General features: G+C 70.9%; 16 protein-coding genes. 9 read left to right on the forward strand and 7 right to left on the reverse strand.

Translation table 11 applies throughout. From position 1 onward, the window contains the following. Positions 1–74: 74 nt before the first annotated feature. The 4 genes from trxB to AC6JA9_RS11995 all read left to right on the forward strand — a co-directional run bounded on the left by trxB (position 75) and on the right by AC6JA9_RS11995 (position 3,579). Positions 75–1,040 carry a thioredoxin-disulfide reductase gene (gene trxB / locus AC6JA9_RS11980; protein ID WP_141328451.1) on the forward strand — a complete coding sequence of 322 codons (966 nt, stop codon included), beginning with the start codon at positions 75–77 and terminating at the stop codon, positions 1,038–1,040. A 124-nt stretch (positions 1,041–1,164) separates the two neighbouring features. Beyond that, a complete protein-coding gene (locus AC6JA9_RS11985; protein WP_497959708.1) occupies positions 1,165–2,349 on the forward strand; it encodes a trans-sulfuration enzyme family protein in 1,185 nt (394 codons plus the stop codon). Then, positions 2,346–2,834 (forward strand): cyclic pyranopterin monophosphate synthase MoaC, encoded by a 489-nt coding sequence (gene moaC / locus AC6JA9_RS11990; protein ID WP_223784965.1) that lies wholly within the window; start codon positions 2,346–2,348, stop codon positions 2,832–2,834. Before AC6JA9_RS11985 ends, moaC begins: the two co-directional genes overlap by 4 nt. A 487-nt stretch (positions 2,835–3,321) precedes the next feature. Continuing rightward, positions 3,322–3,579, forward strand: coding sequence for a hypothetical protein (locus tag AC6JA9_RS11995; RefSeq protein ID WP_223750572.1), 258 nt, complete (start codon positions 3,322–3,324; stop codon positions 3,577–3,579). 3 nt (positions 3,580–3,582) lie between these two features. Here AC6JA9_RS11995 and AC6JA9_RS12000 read toward each other — a convergent pair whose 3' ends face one another. From AC6JA9_RS12000 to AC6JA9_RS12015, 4 genes are read right to left on the reverse strand one after another with little or no spacing between them, the layout of a single operon-like run. Then, positions 3,583–4,143 carry an NUDIX hydrolase gene (locus AC6JA9_RS12000; protein ID WP_223784964.1) on the reverse strand — a complete coding sequence of 187 codons (561 nt, stop codon included), beginning with the start codon at positions 4,141–4,143 and terminating at the stop codon, positions 3,583–3,585. 46 nt (positions 4,144–4,189) lie between these two features. After that, positions 4,190–5,038 (reverse strand): SirB1 family protein, encoded by an 849-nt coding sequence (locus tag AC6JA9_RS12005; RefSeq protein ID WP_223750574.1) that lies wholly within the window; start codon positions 5,036–5,038, stop codon positions 4,190–4,192. A gap of 60 nt (positions 5,039–5,098) precedes the next feature. Beyond that, positions 5,099–5,374, reverse strand: coding sequence for a hypothetical protein (locus tag AC6JA9_RS12010; RefSeq protein WP_046712155.1), 276 nt, complete (start codon positions 5,372–5,374; stop codon positions 5,099–5,101). Positions 5,375–5,381: 7 nt separating this feature from the next. After that, on the reverse strand, positions 5,382–6,959 hold the full coding sequence (locus tag AC6JA9_RS12015; protein ID WP_223750575.1) for a YiiX/YebB-like N1pC/P60 family cysteine hydrolase: 1,578 nt from the start codon (positions 6,957–6,959) through the stop codon (positions 5,382–5,384). A 194-nt stretch (positions 6,960–7,153) separates the two neighbouring features. Between AC6JA9_RS12015 and AC6JA9_RS12020 the strand changes: the two genes are divergently transcribed. The 3 genes from AC6JA9_RS12020 to AC6JA9_RS12030 all read left to right on the forward strand — a co-directional run bounded on the left by AC6JA9_RS12020 (position 7,154) and on the right by AC6JA9_RS12030 (position 8,876). Then, the gene (locus AC6JA9_RS12020; RefSeq protein WP_223750576.1) at positions 7,154–7,471 is read left to right on the forward strand and encodes a DUF2795 domain-containing protein; all 318 of its coding nucleotides are present in this window, start codon (positions 7,154–7,156) and stop codon (positions 7,469–7,471) included. Positions 7,472–7,536: 65 nt separating this feature from the next. Beyond that, a complete protein-coding gene (locus AC6JA9_RS12025) occupies positions 7,537–8,436 on the forward strand; it encodes a hypothetical protein (protein WP_497959711.1) in 900 nt (299 codons plus the stop codon). Continuing rightward, the gene (locus AC6JA9_RS12030; RefSeq protein WP_141331334.1) at positions 8,433–8,876 is read left to right on the forward strand and encodes a CoA-binding protein; all 444 of its coding nucleotides are present in this window, start codon (positions 8,433–8,435) and stop codon (positions 8,874–8,876) included. Before AC6JA9_RS12025 ends, AC6JA9_RS12030 begins: the two co-directional genes overlap by 4 nt. A gap of 62 nt (positions 8,877–8,938) precedes the next feature. Here AC6JA9_RS12030 and AC6JA9_RS12035 read toward each other — a convergent pair whose 3' ends face one another. After that, the gene (locus tag AC6JA9_RS12035) at positions 8,939–9,538 is read right to left on the reverse strand and encodes a hypothetical protein (protein WP_223750578.1); all 600 of its coding nucleotides are present in this window, start codon (positions 9,536–9,538) and stop codon (positions 8,939–8,941) included. Positions 9,539–9,784: 246 nt separating this feature from the next. Between AC6JA9_RS12035 and AC6JA9_RS12040 the strand changes: the two genes are divergently transcribed. After that, positions 9,785–12,997: a protein kinase domain-containing protein gene (locus tag AC6JA9_RS12040; RefSeq protein WP_497959713.1), complete on the forward strand. Its 3,213-nt coding sequence runs from the start codon at positions 9,785–9,787 to the stop codon at positions 12,995–12,997. A 193-nt stretch (positions 12,998–13,190) separates the two neighbouring features. Here AC6JA9_RS12040 and AC6JA9_RS12045 read toward each other — a convergent pair whose 3' ends face one another. Continuing rightward, on the reverse strand, positions 13,191–14,444 hold the full coding sequence (locus tag AC6JA9_RS12045; protein WP_497959715.1) for an ADYC domain-containing protein: 1,254 nt from the start codon (positions 14,442–14,444) through the stop codon (positions 13,191–13,193). Between the two features lie 209 nt (positions 14,445–14,653). On the opposite strand from AC6JA9_RS12045, the gene AC6JA9_RS12050 reads away from it, so the two are divergent. Next, positions 14,654–16,030: an FHA and sigma-54 interaction domain-containing protein gene (locus AC6JA9_RS12050; protein WP_497959717.1), complete on the forward strand. Its 1,377-nt coding sequence runs from the start codon at positions 14,654–14,656 to the stop codon at positions 16,028–16,030. A gap of 78 nt (positions 16,031–16,108) precedes the next feature. Here AC6JA9_RS12050 and AC6JA9_RS12055 read toward each other — a convergent pair whose 3' ends face one another. Continuing rightward, a complete protein-coding gene (locus tag AC6JA9_RS12055) occupies positions 16,109–16,987 on the reverse strand; it encodes a patatin-like phospholipase family protein (protein WP_082165584.1) in 879 nt (292 codons plus the stop codon). Between the last annotated feature and the right edge of the window lie 36 nt (positions 16,988–17,023).

A 17,023-nucleotide genomic window follows, 5' to 3' on the forward strand; every position in this document is an offset into this window, starting at 1 on the left:
CAGCTTCGTATCACGCGCCCGAGGGCCTCTGGTACCTTCGCGGCCTCAACGAGACAAGAGGGAAGGAGCCACCCGTGGCGGAGGAGAAGATCAACAAGGTGACCATCATCGGCTCGGGGCCGGCGGGCTACACCGCGGCCATCTATGCCGCGCGTGCCAACCTGGAGCCCGTGGTGTTCGCCGGTGGGCCCACGCTGGAGCACCCCCAGCGCGTGCCGGGCGGGCAGCTCATGGTGACCACGGACGTGGAGAACTACCCGGGCTTCCCGGAGGCCATCACCGGCCCGGAGCTGATGGAGCGCTTCCAGAAGCAGGCGGAGCGCTTCGGGACCGTCATCCACATGGAGAACGTGGTGAAGGTGGACTTCAGCTCGCGCCCGTTCCTGCTGGAGAGTGAGAGCGGCCTGCGCGTGCGCTCGGAGACGGTCATCATCTCCACCGGCGCCACGGCCAAGTGGCTGGGCGTCAAGGGTGAGGACACGTACAAGAACCGCGGCGTGTCCGCGTGCGCCACGTGTGACGGCGCGTTCTTCAAGAACCAGGAGGTCCTCGTCGTCGGCGGAGGCGACACGGCGATGGAGGAGGCCACGTACCTGGCGAAGATCGTCAAGCACGTCACCCTCATCCACCGGCGCGACTCGCTGCGCGCGTCCAAGGTGATGCAGGAGCGCGCGCTCAACAACCCGAAGATCTCCTTCCTCTGGAACTCCGCGGTGGAGGAGGTCCAGGGCGACGCGAAGGGGATGTCCGGCGCCGTGGTGCGCAACCTCAAGACGGGCGACAGCCAGCTGCTCAAGGCGACGGGCCTGTTCGTCGCCATCGGCCACACGCCGAACACGGAGCTGTTCCAGGGCATCCTGGAGACGCACCAGGGCGGCTACCTCAAGACGGTGCCGGGCAGCACCCGCACGAACATCCCCGGCGTCTTCGCTTGTGGTGACGTGCAGGACAGCTACTACCGGCAGGCCATCACGGCGGCGGGCACCGGCTGCATGGCGGCCATCGACGCCGAGCGCTGGCTCATCGAGCACGGCGAGTAGCTAGCCCGCGCAGCGCCGCGTGACGCATGCTCCAGGCCGGTCCGCTCCGAACACGAGCGGGCCGGCCTTTTTCGCGTCGAGCCGGGACACATGCGCCCGGGAACGGACCCGAGGACCCTCTCTCATGAGCACGAAGCAGAAGACGCTGGCGGTGCACGCCGGGACGCGGCTGACGGGGAGCAAGGCGGTGCCCGTCTCGCCGCCCATCTCCGTGGCGGCGGTGAGCTGGTTCGACAGCAGTGACGACCTGGACGGCGCGCTCGACGGCAAGGACTACGCCTATGCCCGCATCAGCGCGCCCAACACGACGCTGCTGGAGGAGGCGGTGGCGGCGCTCGAGGGCGCCGAGTCCTGTGTGGCCTACGCCAGCGGCATGGCCGCGCTGCGCTCGCTCTTCGAGGCGCAGGGCTTGCGTCCCGGGGACAGGTTGGTGATGCCGGCCGACGGCTACGGTGTCACGCGCGCGCTCTACAAGAAGCTGTGCGCGGCGCTGGGCGTGGAGCTGCACGCGCTGAAGCTGTCGGACGCGGACGCTCCGGCGCGCATCCGGGAGCTCCGTCCCCGGCTGGTGCTGGCGGAGAGCATCACCAATCCGCTCCTGCGCGTGGCGGACCTGCGCGTCCTCGCCAAGGCAAGCCACGACGTGGGCGCGACGTTCGCGGTGGACGCGACGTTCCCTTCTCCCATGGGCCAGCGCGCGCTGGAGCTGGGCGCGGACTACGCGGTGCAGTCCACCAGCAAGTGGCTCAACGGGCACAGCGACGCGCTGGGCGGCACGGTGAGCGGCTCGCGTGAGCGCATCGACGTGCTGCGCGCCGCGCGCATCCTCGCGGGCGATGTGCTCGGGCCGTTCGAGGCGTGGCTGACGCTGCGCGGGCTGCGCACGTTGCCGGTGCGGATGAAGGCGCATGCGGAGCACGCGGCCCATGTGGCGAGGCGACTGTCGGAGTCGCCGCTGCTCGAGCGCGTCATCTACCCGGGGCTGCCCACGCACCCGGACCACGCGGTGGCGCGCGAGCTGTTGAAGGATGGCGGGCCCATGGTGTCGTTCGAGATTCGGGGCGCGGGGCGACCGGAGGCCATGCGCTTCCTGGAGGCGCTGAAGGTGGGGCGGCCCGGGCCCTCGCTGGGGGATGTCTGCACGCTGGTGATGCACGCGGCCAGCGCGAGCGCGCGGCGCTTCACGCCCGAGGAGCGCGAGGCGGCGGGCATCCGCGAGAGCCTCATCCGGGTCTCCGTGGGACTGGAGGATCCGGACGACGTGGTGGACGACCTGCTCCAGGCCGTGGCCCGTGGGGTGGCGCGATGAAGATGGTGGACGTCGGCGCGAAGCCGAAGACGGAGCGGGTGGCGGTGGCGACGGGGCTTCTGCGCATGCAGGCCGAGACGCGCGAGCGCATCCTCGCGGGGGAGATGGAGAAGGGGGACGTGCTCGCGGCGGCGAGGCTCGCGGGCATCATGGCCGCCAAGCGCACCCCGGACTTCATCCCGCTGTGCCATCCCATCGCGCTGTCCGGTGTCGAGGTGACGCTCCAGCCCGTGGTCGAGGGGCTCACCGTCCGCGTGACGGTGCGCACCGTGGACCGCACGGGCGTGGAGATGGAGGCGCTCACGGCCGCGTGCGCGGCGGCGCTCACCGTCTATGACATGTGCAAGAGCTCGGACCGCGGCATGGTGCTGGACGCGGTGCAATTGGAGCACAAGTCCGGCGGCCGCTCGGGGACATGGGAGCGCGAGCCGGTGAAGAAGACCACCGCGTCTTCGCGTACCGCCCGAAAGCGCTCCGGGCGGTAGGCGCTCGTCGCTGCTTCCCAGCGGCGGGCTCGAGCCGATGAAGAAGATCGGCTCGCCCTCCGCTGGTCGGACGGTCGGCTCTCTCGAAAAGAGGGGGCGCGAGCATGCGAAGCGTTCCCACCGCATCGGGGCCCGTTTCGCGGCGCCCGCGAAGACGCGTCAGCCCGTCGGCCCTCGCGGCGCAAGGGGCCCAAGGGAGCGCATGTCCCTGACGCCCCCCTCTCGCGGCAGGTCCACTTCGGAGACCGCACCCGAGCCGTTCACCGGCATCGCCGCGAGCTCGCGCATGCATGGTCAGACCGCGTCATTCGCCCACGCTCCCGTGCGGGCAAGCCACTGTCCGCTGCGGGACGTCGCGACTGTGCGCCCCCACACGTCACACCCTGAACCCGTGCCCTTCGGGGCTCCCCCTTGTCGGAGGGGACTCCCATGTTGAGTGGGCCATGTACGCCCGAGGGTGTCCTCGGCCAGGGAGGAGGTTGGAAGGGTGCTGAACGACAGGACGACCCGCTCCGCCCTGGCCCTGCTCGCGGCCGTGTTCGGCGTCGGCTGCAGCGCGGGCGAGGGCTCCTCGGAGATGCCTCGGACACTGGTGGCCGAGGAGTCCCACGCGCGCTGCGGCGCGAGCGCGGACCGGCGCTCCCTCTCCAAGGACCCGACGGACTGCCGCCACATGCTCTTCGTCTGCGCCCCCGGGGAGACGCCGTTCTTCGACGCCTGCGGCTGCGGCTGCGAGCGTCGATGAGCCCTACGGCGTCTTCGCCTCCGCGCGGAGCCGCTCCAGGAAGAACGCCCCCACCACCAGCGAGTGGGTGATGCGACCCTCCAGGATGAGCCTGGGCGCATCCGCGCGCGGGTGCAGCTCCACCGCGATGTCCTCGCCCTCGTCCTGCTGCCCCGCATGCACCTTCACGCAATCCAGCGCCAGGAAGCTGAAGCACCGGTTGTCCTGCAGCGCGGGATTCGGGTGCACCCAGCCGAGCGGAATCACACGGCCCGCCACGTACCCGGTCTCCTCCTCCAGCTCGCGCGCGGCGGCGACGGCGGGGTCCTCGCCCTCGTCCACCATGCCGCCGGGCACCTCCAGCGTGTCCGCGCCCGTGCCGAAGCGGAACTGCCGCACCAGCACCAGCTCGTCGGCCGGCGTCACCGCGATGACGTTCACCCAGTCCGCGCAGTCCACCCGCACCCGGGGGTGCTCCAGGTGCGTGCGAGGGTCCGCCCACTGGTCCTCGCGCACCGTCAGCACCTGGTAGTCATGCTCCATTCCCTGGCGCAGTCGCAGCCAGGGCTTCACCGTCCGGGACATGGGCACTCGCTTGCGGGGCCCGCGACAGCGTCGGGCCCCTTCGGAATCAGTTGAGCAGGGCCGCGCGCTCGCGCAGCTCCTGCGCCGTCAGCTCCAGCCGCTCACGGTCCGGCGCCTCGGGGGACAGCTCCAGGCAGCGCTCCACGTCGCGCAGCGCCGCCCGGTACGCGCCCAGGTTCGCCAGCAGCGCCGCGCGCGTGCGCAGCTCCCCCGGATGGTCCGGCGCCAGGAGCAACAACAGGTCCACCACCGCCAGCCCGCGCTCGCGGTCCTCGCGGCCCAGGTACACCCGCCGCAGGTTCGACAGCATCCGGTACGCAATCAGCTCCACCGGTGCGGGCGCCAGCATGGACCGGTCGAACTTGAGCTGCGGGGCCACGCGCTTGAGCAGCTCCTCGCAGCCGTGCTCCGTGAGGATGTCCCCCTGGTGGAACGGGTCCATCACCAGCTTGTGGTCCCCCGCGTCGTGCGCCACCAGGAAGTGGCCGGGGAAGGGCACCCCGTACAGCGGGATTCCCGCCCGCCGCGCCACCTCCAGGTACACCACCGACAGCGTTATCGGCAGGCCCAGCTTCCGCTCCAGCACCTGGTCCAGGAAGCTGTTCTCCGGCGAGTGGTAGTTGTCCTCGTTGCCCCGGAAGCCCTCGATGTCCGACAGCACGTGACGCAGCGCCCGCAGCGGGGCCAGCGCCTCGCCCTTGTCGTGGAGCCGCTCCGCCTCCACCTGCACCCGACAGGCGAGCACGTCCAGCATGTGCAGACACGCCGGCGCGTCCAGCTCCGGCCTGTCCAGTGTGGCAATCGCCAGCGCCGCCAGGTCCAGGCGGGGAGGCTCCGCGGCCAGCGCCGACACCAACCGTTCCCGGGCCAGCGGCGGGCTGAATCCTGTGGTCATGCTCACGGCGGCAACCACTAACCCACGACGAGCCCGACAGCAAAGGCAGGCGGCCGAGCGTCAGAAGGTGGGCGGCGCATAGGGCAGCCTCCCCTTGATTTCGGCGCGCAGCCCCATCTGGGCCGAAATCAACCCCGCCAGGATTCCGTCCTCGAACTCGAAAGTCGGGTGTTCCTTGAGTTGGGGAAAGTCGTGGGGATTGCGGAGCTCCTCGGGGGTGATGTTGGGGACGGCCTCGCGGGCCAGCCGCAACACCTTCGCCTGCTGTTGGGAAATCATCCGCTCGAAGAGCTGGGCGGACAGCTCCAGCATGTCCTGGGCCACGTCTTCCTTCATTGCGTGTCTACTCCTGGGCGATGTCCCACTTGGCGCGGCGGTAGCTGTAACGGAAAGCCGCCGCGTCCGCCTCTTTCGCGAGCCCCTCGCCCTCCCGGCCGTCCAGGAAGGCGACGAAGTCCAGCTGGCGGTCCTCCCGGCCGAACTCGGCGTCGAACAGGCGGACCAGCTCGTTGGCGGGCAGGGTGCGCCGGCCGACGACGTCGACCAGGGGGATGGAGAGCCCCCGCAGCTCCTTCGAGGGTGCGTAGGACTTCCACACCAGCTCCGTGCACACCAGCGTCTGGTCGGAGAAGAAGTCGAAGTCGAAGTCGTAGGGGCGGCCCTGGTAGCCGAAGGCCCGGAGGATTGCGCGCGCCTTGTCCACGCGCGTCAGCCGGGGGCGCATGACTCCCAGGTAGTCCACGCGCATGCCGTGCTCGGGGCCGGTGAAGCTGACGCCCTCGCTGATGGACTCGATGATGCGCAGGGCATCCCCATGCGTGTCGGTCTGGTTGTACGCGGCCCACTTCGTGGGGAAGGCCGTGGCCAGGTGGCCGGTGAAGCTCTGGGGCTTGCCCTCGAGCGTCGCGAGCCAGGCCTTCACGTCCTTGTCCTCGTCGAAGTAGGCGGCCAGCTCCTGCTGGGTGCCCACGTACAGCTCCGCGTGCGGCCAGAAGCCCGGCAGGCCGATGTTGGAGAGGTACCAGTTCTGACGGGCCACCAGGATGTCACCGGGCTCCATGCGCTCGAGCAACGCCTGCACCTGCGCGCGGGAGATGAGCGGCTGGCCGGAGCGGTGCACGCGCGTGTCGCCCATCCACTCGGCCACCGCGCGCTGCACGGGGAAGAAGGCGCGCTGGGCGCTGTCCTGGGTGAGGTCCGTGGCGGCCTTGGCGAAGAGCACGGGGCCGCGCTTGATGAGCAGCCCCTTGGCCACCTCGCTGTTGAGCTTCATCTCCTGCATCACCCACGGGACGCGCGGCGCATCCAGCGCGCCGGCCTTCACCAGCAGGGGCCGCAGCTGCTGCTTGTAGCCGTCCCCGGTGAGCAGCTGGGTGGTGGTGCCCACGTGGATGACCTTCTCCTTGAAGCGGGCGAAGGCGCGCGCGGGCAGGCCGTACTCGGGGGCGGGCTCGTCCAGGAGCACCTCCAGCTGCTTGCGGCCTCCGGTGAGCTCCGCGAACGTCAGGCCGTGGGCCAGCTCCGTGGTGAGCGCGCCGTGGGTGAGCAGGAAGCCCCAGGCGTGCTTCTTCGGCTGGGTGAGCAAGGGCTCCTTCACGAAGTCCCAGTAGCGCTGACGGATGACCTCGGTGGAGACGAAGTAGTCGAAGAAGGCGGCCCACGTGGTGAGCAGGCGCTGCTTCTGGTCCGGCGTATACGGCTCGCTCTGCTTCTGCAGATACAGCGCGCGCGACGTCTTCACCTCCTCCGACAGCCGCCTGAGGCCCTGGGCGTAGCGCTCCAGCTGGCGCAGGTCCTCCTGGGCCTGGGCCACGAAGGCGTCGTCCTCGAGCGCATAGACGCTCTTGGGAGGGGCAGCGGGCGCTTGGGGAGGCGGACTGGCGACGGTGAGCCAGGCGAGCAGCAGGGAGGCGGCGGGCATGGGGTGGGGCTCCGGCGGAGACAGGGCGGCGGCGGGACTCTACCTCGGGAGCTGCCGGGGCGGCTGGCCCCCTGGCTGCCCAGGGGAGGGGAGGGGGACGGCCGGGTGGTCCGGCGTGGGTTTCGTCCCCAGGTTCCTGGGACTCAAGTGACTCACGTCCGGACCGGGCTGGCCGGGCAGAAAGGCAGCGGCAGATGGCATTCGGAACCGCGGAAGACCCCGGGCTCTCCATCACCCCCCACCTGGACTCGGTGGACTACCCCACGACGAGGGATGACCTGGTCGAGGCCGCCGAGGACAGCGAGGCCCCCGTCAACGTCATCAACGTCCTCAAGTGCCTGCCTCGCACGGAGTACGCGTCGCGCGAGGACGTGATGCGGGACCTGGCGGAGGCCGCGCGGCGGTTCGCCCGGGGCGGGCTGCAGGACGACGACGGCGCGAACAGGGACCGGCGCAACATCGGTCGGGACCTGGTGGAGAACGCGCCCGACGGCAGCTCGCGTCACCCCTGAGGGGCGACATCCCTGGGAAGAAGCGCTCGCGGGCGCTGGCCGTTTCTGCCAGCGTTCGCGGGCGAATGCGTCCAGGTCTCCTGCTGAGCTGTCTCGTGCTGTTGCTCTCGTCCGGTTGTCGGAAGCCGCCGCCCTTGAGGGTGCCCGTCCCCTCGGTGACGCCTCGGGTGCGCCTGGGTTTCCAGCCGCCCGTGGGGCGCGTGCTCACCGAATCCCAGCAGGCCAGCCGCGCGGTGGAGCAGGACGGACAGGTGCTGCGTGAGGAGGCGGAGCTGACCACCGAGTCCCGCTTCGCCACCTCCGAGGGCGGCTGGCTGCTGACCCAGTCCGTGACGCGGGCGCGGCGCACGCGCGCGGGCGTGGCGGTGGAGGGCTGGGTGGATGACGTGCTGCTGCGCTTCGCGCTCCGGCTGCAGCTGGCGGCGGACGGCGCGTTCGTGAAGCTGGTGTCACCGGAGTCCGCGAGCGAGGCCTTGCGGCAGTCGGTGCCCGCGGGCGCGGACGCGAAGGCGCTGGAGCGCTTCCTGGCGCCGGAGGCCCTGGAGGCGCGCACGCGGCGCGAGTGGGAGGCGAAGTTCGGCGGCCTGTTCCAGCGGCATCTGTCGGAGGGTCAACGCACGTGGGCGGTGGACACGCTGCCCATGGGCGACACGCAGGTGGCGTATGTGCTGGAGCGCACGCTGCAGGGGACGCGGGACACGGAGTACGGCGACGCGGTGGTGCTGAGCCTCAAGTGCCTGGACTCGGTGCCGGAGGACGCGCCGCGGGAGCTGACGGACGCGTGGGTGGCGGCGGGGCGCCCGGAGCTGACGGCGGGCGTGACGTGCGAGGGCGAGCAGGTGGTGGCCTACGGGCGCTTCGTGCCGGTGAGCCGCGAGCTCACGGTGAAGGCCCGGGTGGGCCCGGCGGCGTGGACGGTGACGATGCAGTCGCGAGCGCAGGCCCTTCAGGAGGAGACGCCATGAGCTGGGAAGACAACCTCGTCGAGGACGAAGCGGGTGTGGAGCGCGTGGTGAAGGGTGCCAGGCGCGTGGCGGTGCTGGGCATCAAGACGGAGCAGCAGTCGGGGCAGCCGGCCTTCTACGTGCCGGACTACCTGGCGCGCGCGGGCGTGGAGGTGGTGCCCGTGCCCGTCTACTACCCGGACGTGACGCACATCCTCGGCAAGCCCGTGTTCCGCAAGCTCGCGGACGTGCCGGGCGAGGTGGACCTGGTGGACGTGTTCCGCAGGCCCCAGGACATCGACGCGCACGTGGACGACATCATCGCCAAGAAGCCGAAGGCGGTGTGGTTCCAGTCCGGCATCCGCAACGACGCGGCGGCGCGCAAGCTCGCGGAGGCGGGCATCCAGGTGGTGCAGGACCGCTGCCTCATGGTGGACCACCGCCGCTACGGCGGACGCTGAGCCGCCGCGCTCCGTCGGGCCTCGTGTGCGGGGGCCCGACGAAGCACGCCCGACGTCAGGGCTCAGGACGCGTCATAGGTCCACGTGAAGTACAGGTTGCGGCCGCGCCAGGCCGACAGGTCCTCCAGGCAGTACATGCCGGTGTGGATGCCGAACAGCTTGCCCTTGAGGAACTTGATGGCCCACAGGTTCGGCGAGTCGGTGTTGTTGACGACGATGTCCATCGTGTAGGGACCGCGGCCGGAGTTGTGCGTCTCGAGCACGCTGGGGTGGCGCGAGCCGTCCGGGCGGAAGACCTCGATGCCCTTCCACCAGGTGATGTTCGCGGCGGCGGTGAGGGTGATGCGCACGACGTTGGAGGGGGCCACCCCCGCGCCGCTGTACGAGAAGAACACGCGGTCTTCCGAGCTCTGGATGAGGTTGCCCGCCCAGCCGTTGTTGACCGTCCCGTTGGAGTTGATGACGCCGTAGGGCCAGTAGACCTGTGGGTCCCTGCAGCCGGGGTTGATGGCCTGGGTCGCGGTGTCGAGCTCCTCGGTCGCGGGCGCGCTGACGGGCTCCTGCGTGGTGGGGGCCTGCGTGGAGTCCACCTCCACCTCGGGGCCGCAGCCGACGAGGCCGAACATGAGGGAGAGGGAAGCGACGGTGACGTGAGTCTTCACGGGGTGCCTTTCGGATATCGGTGGGACGCACCGCTCGCGGTGCGGTGACACGTGGGTTGCCCGGCGTGTCGCGTGGGGGCCTTGTGCACCGCTCGTGCCCGCGTGCTTGCACGGGCTTCTCCGAGGAGGTCGCTCGGCGATGGGCCTCGAGTCGCCGTGCGGTGACACGCTGGGTTGGCACGGGTGGCACGTGGGCTCCGTGCCAGGGGCTCACCGTGGAGAAGCGGGCGCGCTAGAGTCGCGGGCATGTCGGACGCGGATGACCGCCGGGAGGGGGCCGGCGTGCCCAGGGGGCTCTCCACCCAGGAAGACAGCGTCGCTCCGGGGGCGCCCTGGGAGGACGTGGGGCCGCCCGAGGCCTGGGAGCGCTTCACGGACCTGACGCTGCTCGGGCAGGGTGGAATGGGCGTGGTCTACCGCGCGAGGGATACGCGCCTGGGCCGCGACGTGGCGCTCAAGTTCGTGAAGGGGACGTCTCCCGCGCGCGCGATGCGTTTGGTCCAGGAGGCCCGGGCGCAGGCGCGCATCGACCATCCCAACGTCTGCAAGGTGTACGAGGTGGGGCAGGTCGCGGGCCGCGACTTCATCGCGATGCAGTGGGTCTCCGGGCGCACTTTGGATGTGGCGGCCGTGGACATGTCGTTGGAGGACAAGGTCCAGGTGCTTCGGGACGTGGCCCTGGCCATCCACGAGGCGCATCGACTGGGCGTCATCCACCGCGACCTCAAGCCCTCCAACATCCTGGTGCAGCGGAGTGAAGAGGGGCGCTGGTTGCCGGTGGTGATGGACTTCGGCCTGGCGCAGGAGACGGGGCTGGAGCGCGGGCTCACGCAGTCCGGCGCGGTGCTGGGGACTCCGGCGTACATGGCGCCGGAGCAGGCTCGGGGAGATGTTCGGGCGTTGGATCGACGCTCGGATGTCTACGGCCTGGGCGCGACGCTCTACGAGGTGCTCTGTGGGGTCGCGCCGTTTCATGGCGTGTCCGCGGCGAGCGTGCTGCACCAGGTCCTCCACGAGGACGTCCGTGCGCCGCGAGCGCTGGTGCCGGACCTGCCCGTGGACCTGGAGACGGTGCTCCTCAAGTGCCTGAGCAAGGAGCCCGCGGCCCGTTATGGCTCGGCGCGCGCGCTGGCGGAGGACCTGGGGCGCTTCCTCGATGGCGAGCCCATCCTCGGACGACGGCCGGGGCCGTGGGCGAGGCTCGCGCGACGGTGGAGGACGCAGCGCGCGCTCGTCACCGTCAGCGCGGTGTCCCTCGTGTGCATCGGGGGGGTGTCCGTGCTCGGCGTGCACTCGTGGTGGGAGGCGCGGGCCGTCGAGCAACGCTCGGGAGCACGTGCCTTGCTGGCGCAGCAGCTCGGGCAGCAGGTGAAGGACCTCGAGTGGATTCTTCGCGCCGCGCACCTGGCGCCGCTGCACGACACGGGGCGGGAGGAGGCGCTGGTCCGCGAGCACATGCGCCGCATCGCCTCGCTGCCTCATGGGCTGGGGACCTCGGGTGAGGTGCTCGTGCTGCAGGCGCTGGGGTTGGGACACCTGGCGATGAACGAGCTGGAGCCCGCGCGCGAGGCACTGGAAGCCGCGCGTGCCAAGGGGCTCGAGTCCCCCGAGCTGCATCATGCGCTGGGGCGGGTGCTCGGTGGGCTGTACCACCAGGAACTCGAGGTGGCTCGACGCAGTGGCGACGCGGCGTGGGTGGCGGAGCGTCAGCGCTCGCTGGAGGCGCGCTATCTGGCTCCTGCGTTGCAGTCGCTGGAGCGCAGTCGGGAGGTGGAGTCGGGGACGTATCTGGAGGGGCTCATCGCGTACTACCGGGGCTCGCTGGAGACGGCGGCGGACACGGTGGCGCGTGCGGTCGATGAGTCACCGTGGAGCCTGGAGGCGCGGCTGCTCGCGGGCGAGGTGACGCTGGCTCGGGCGATGCGTGAGCTGGAGCGTGGGGCCTACGACGCGGCGCGCACGGGGCTTCAAGAGGCCGCCCGTCGCTACGAGGCCGCCACGGACCTGGGACGCAGTGACGCCCGTGGATACGAGGCGCTGGCCGAGGTCTGGCTGCAGCAGTCGGAGCTGGACAAGCGACAGGGACGCTCGCGTCGGGCCTCATTGGAGCAGGCGCTGGTCGCGAGCGAGCGGGCCGTGAAGGCCGCGCCCGGACGCTCCTCGGTGCACACGAAGCGGGCCTGGGTGCTGATGAACTGGTACCGGTTGGTGAACTTCCAGGAGCGCGACATGGACCCGAAGGCCGTGCTGTCCGATTGGACCACCACCGCCGCGCGCGCCGTGGCGTTGGACCCCGCGAACGTCCAGGCCCACGACACGCTGGGCTACAGCCACTTCATGCGAGGGCTCCAGGATGCGCGCGAGGGCAAGGACCCGCGTCCCGCCTACGACGAGGCCGTCGCGTGGTTCGAGAAGGCGCTGCGACTGCAACCCCGCTACCCGTGGGCGCTCAATGACCTGGCCCTCGTGCATCGGTGGCGAGGGACGTGGTTGCGAGAGCATGGCCAGGACCCGAGCGCCGCGTTCGCCGAGGCCGCGCGTCACCTGCGAGAGGCCGCGCGTGTGGACCCGAAGTACCTCTTCGCGCACGCCAACCTCACGGAGGTGCACAACGCGCTGGCGCAGTATGAGCTCTCCCTCGGGAGGGACCCCTCGGCGGATGTCGAGCAGGCTCGCTCCGCGGGGGCACGGGCGCTCGCGCTGGATGCGCGGTATGCGCCGGTGCTCACGCAGTTGGGGCTCGCGGAGCTGACCCAGGCGCGCCATGTGTCGCGCACGGGCGGCGAGCCGGGGACCTTGCTCGCGGGGGCGCTGGCGCATGTCGCGCGCTCGCTCGAACTCAACCCCACGGCGGGAAGGACGCACTTCCTGGGCGCGTCGGTGCACCTGCTCGCGGCGGAGCACGCGGTGCGCTCGGGGGTGGACCCCACCGCTTCACTGGAGTCCGCGCGGCGAGCCCTCACCGTGCCCTATCCGGGAGACGCCTCGTGCGCGGACTGCCGTGTCCTGGGAGCGCGGTTGTCGCTGACTCGGGCCTCGTGGGAGCGCCTGCGCGGACGCTCGGCGCGGCGATGGGTGGGCGAGGCGCTCGATGAGGCTCGACGGGCCGTGAAGCTCTATCCCTACGACGAGGCCCACCTGGAGCTGGCGCGCGCGAGCTGGTGGATGGCGTCGGAGGCACAGACGTCATCGCTCCTCACCGAAGGGCTGGCGCAGGCCGATCTGGCGCTCGGGCTCAATCCCCGGCTCGCGGCTGCTCATGCGGTTCGAGGCGCCCTCTTGCTCGCGCGCTCACAGGGCGCGACCTCGGCGGAGCGCGAACCGCTGAGAGCGCAGGCCCGCGCGTCGTTGGAGCGGGCCTTGGCGCTCGATGTCTTCCTCCGCGAGGAATATGCCCAGTCGCTGCGGGAGCTGGGCGTGCTCACGTCCGAGCGCGGACCGCATCACGCGGGACGCTGAGCCGTCGCCGTTGCGCTGAGCGCGGACCTCGTCACGCCGGGTTGAGCCACTGCCATTGCGCGAACTGGGCGTGCTGAGCTCCGAGCAAGGACCTCAGCACGCGGGACGCTGTGCCTTACTCCACGGAGTCGTCTCGAGACCCACGGGGCCAGCTCATCGGGCACGCGCAGGTGCCGCGATGCGCAGGCCCGTGTCAGCGCGCGGGCGCGGTGGCGAGCTTGCCCCATTGCGTCCAGTGGACGGGCTCGCAGCGGGGCAGCAGGCTGACCCACCTGGGGTCGACGAGCTCGGGGCGACGGAAGTTCTCCGGGATGATGCACTCCGCGCCACGCGGGCTCCACAAGGCCTCCAGGCGGGGCAGGGTCTCCAGGTTGCTGCTCTGCTCCAGGCCGACCGCGAACTCGTCGCGCCTGCGGATGAGCGTGTTGTTGGCGGTGTAGCTCTTGAGGTTGTTGAACCGGACGAAGTACGCGGCGCGCTTCGCCTGCAGACAGGAGGCGTAGAGGTACGCGCGGTTCGCGTCGGGTCGTCCCTGCTTGTCCCAGGGCGTGTAGCCCCAGTCGAGGCAGGTGGCGATGGCGCCCTTGTCACAGGCGAGGGTGACGGACCTCGGTTGGTGGCTGACGCCCGCGGTGAGACTGTCGACGGCGAAGTCGGGCAGCACGGCCATCGAGGCGTCCGGCCGGGCCGGGACGTCCGTCACGCCCGAGCAGGGATTGACCCAGGACATGCTCGGCCTCCATTCGCCCTCCTGGTACTCCATCACGTACTTGGGCACCGCGCCGCGCGGCATCGAGGCGTGGGGCAGGGGACGGAACCTCACCTGGTAGCGACGGGGCACCTCGTACGGGTCCTTCACGCTCAACGCGAGGATGAGCCTGGGGAGCGCACCGCCCTCGATGGCGAAGGGCTCCGTGGAACGGCCCACGTGGACTCCCTTGAAGCGGAGCTGTCCCGTCCCGCCTTGAATCTCGAGCACCTTCACCGGCTCGGAGGCGCTCATCGCTTCGTCGAGCAGTCGGGCGTCGACGACGTCGGCCATGATGACCTGCGCGCCGACATTCGCGTCACGCAGGCGCAGCGCGATGCCGTCCGCCGTGTTCAGGAACGTCTCCGGGCAGTAGCGGTCCTTGGTGGAGATGGCCAGACAGTGGCTGTGGCCCTCGAGGTTGTAGATGCCCAGGCCGTTGGGGCTCTCAGGGTCGCACTGGCCGGAGGGGCAGTCATCGGAGACGAGCCGTCCCTCGTACGGGGGCGTCTCGCAGTTCTCCCGCGCGCAGTCCTTGTGGGGCAGGGTGTCGTCCTTGCTCGGACCCCTCGACGGGCACGAGAGCCCCATGTACTTGCAGCAGCCACTGGCGCCGCTCGCCAGCAGGAGCAGGAGCGCGCAGTGAAGCCCCACGGCCCACAGTGGCCGCTTCGGTGACACGCCAGGACGGACTCGCACGAATGCCTTCACGGATGACTTCCCCCTCATGGATGGTGGCGAGGACAGACCCGGAGCGGCCTGTCCTCGACGACTTCATAGCCAGCTTCGTGCCACGGGTGCTCGTGAGCGGTAGCCCGGTGCCATCAGCAGCGCTGACACACTTGCGCTAGCGTGGTTGGCACGAGGGGCTGTGCCAACGCGGTGCGCCCTGGGAGAGGGACGAAGGCATGGCGCGGGACGTGTCGACGCTCGGACCGAGCGAGGGCTCCCTGGAGGCGGGGGACTTTGCGCGCGCGCGGACGCCGGGGTTGGTGGGGGTGTACGGCGCGGGAGCCGCCCTGGCGGTGGCGCTACCGCTGAGAGGCGAGAGCCTGGAGGTCGGACGGGGCACGCCCTCGTTGGGTGAGACCGAGGACCCGAGGATGTCCCGCAGGCACGCGCGCATCCGCTTCGACGGTCAGCGCTTCTGGGTGACGGACCTGGGCAGTCAGAACGGCACCTTCGTGGACGGTGAGCGGCTGCCCGTCGGCGCGCCCCGGGAAGCGCGGCGGGTCATCCGCATGGGCACCTCGCTGTTCGTCCCCAGCGCGGACGTCGGTCCACTGGAGCGACTCGGTGTCGAGCGCATCGACGGCTTCCTGCGAGGCCCTTCCTTCCGCGCCGTGTTGGACGAGGTGTCGCGAACAGCGCGGCTGGGCACCTCCCTGCACCTCCACGGTGAGAGCGGCACGGGCAAGGAGGGCGTCGCGCGGGCCTTCCACTCGTCGGGCCCCAGGAGCACGGGGCCCTTCATCGCGGTCAACTGCGCGGCCATCCCCCAGGCGATCGCCGAGCGACTGTTGTTCGGCGCCAGGCGCGGCGCGTACTCGGGCGCGGAGGCGGACGCGCAGGGCTATCTGCAGAGCGCGGACGGCGGCACGCTGTTCCTCGACGAGGTGGTGGAGCTGGACCTCGCGGTCCAGGCGAAGCTGCTGCGCGTGCTCGAGACCGGGGAGGTGCTCGCGCTCGGCGCCGCGAGGCCCGCCAAGGTCGACGTGCGGGTCTGCTCCGCGAGTCATCAGTCGCTGCGAGCGCTCGTCGCGAAGGGGCGCCTGCGCGAGGACCTGTACTTCCGCATCGGCAGACCGGAGGTGGTGCTCCCTCCGCTGCGGGAGCGCCCGGAGGAACTCACGTTGCTCCTCCAGGAGCAGGTCCACCGTGTCGAGCCCGACATGGGAACTCACGTCTCCTTGCTGGAGGCGTGTCTGCTCAGGCCCTGGCCGGGCAACGTGCGCGAGCTGCTCGTCGAAGTCCGTGGTGCCGTCCAGAAGGCGTTGGCGGAGGGCTCGCGACGCGTCTCCTCGGTGCACCTGGGCTCGGGCGCGGGGACGGCCTTCGGTGACGGCGAGGCGGGCCCCGCGGCGCGCGAACTCTCCGCGAAGGCGAAGACGCTGGAGGGCGAGGAGCGCGCCCGGGTCGAGGCCGCGCTGCGAACGCACTCGGGCAACGTGAGCGCGGCGGCTCGGGAACTCGGGATGCACCGCACGACGTTGCGACGACTGCTGGAGCGCTGGGACCTTCCGTCGTCCGAGCGCGAAGAGGACGGTAAGCCCGGCGAGAAGTGACGTGCCCCCATCGTCGGAGGCGCGGCACCTCGATGGGCGAGGCCGCGCGTGTCGAGAGGCCGGGCGCGGAGCCTCAGCTCACCACTGCGCCTGCCCGAAGGGCACGGGCGGACGGGACAAGGCCACCGCGGCGGCCAGGCGCGCCTGGTCCAGCGCATCGAACCCGCGCTCCATTGTCGTGGGCGTCACGGGCGGCAGGTTGGACACGACGACGTAGACGGGGATGCCGCGTCCCTCCAGCACGGTCAGCTGGAGCCGGAAGTGGTCCCTCCGCAGCGCCGCGGAGCCCGCCGCCAGTCCCTGCGCATACGCCATGGGCCCACCCACCACCTTGCGCGTCTTGCTCGGCAGGAAGTGCACGAGGATGGCGTCCAGGTCCTTCCCGGCGGCGCTGTCATGCAGCGACAGCGCGGGCGCCTTGTCCACCAGGCCTCCGTCCCAATACAGGTTCCCATCCAGCGGCACCGCGCGGAACAGGCCGGGATAGGCGCAGGTGGCGTGGACGCGCGGCGCCAGCTCCCCCGTGGTGAAGACGTCGTGCGTGCCCAGCGTGAGGTTCGCGCCCACCAGCAGCAGCGGATGCGGCAGGTCCTCGAACGTCGGCGCGCCCAGCGTGTCCTCCAGCAGCCGCCGGAAGCGCTCGCCCTTGAGCAGGCCCGTGAGCCCATGGCCCGCGGCGTCCGCGTTCAGCACGGCGCCAATCGGGTCCGGGTCCCAGAAGTTCGCGCGCGTCTGGCGCAGCACCAGCTCCTCAATCGCGTGCACCGGCATCCCCGCCGCCGCGTACGCCGCCACCATGCCGCCCGCGGACGTACCCGCGTAGGCCGAGGGCTTGAGCCCCGTGCTCGCCAGCCCCTTGAGGAAGCCAGCGTGCCCGTAGAAGCCGAAGTAGCCCGCCGAGAGGACCAGGCCGAACCGCTTGCCCTCGAGCAACTGCTGCAGGTTGGGAGATGCCATGTCCCACATCTACCACTGTCCGCCGGGAAGCACGCG

The sequence above is a fragment of the Myxococcus sp. MH1 genome (assembly GCF_059738865.1).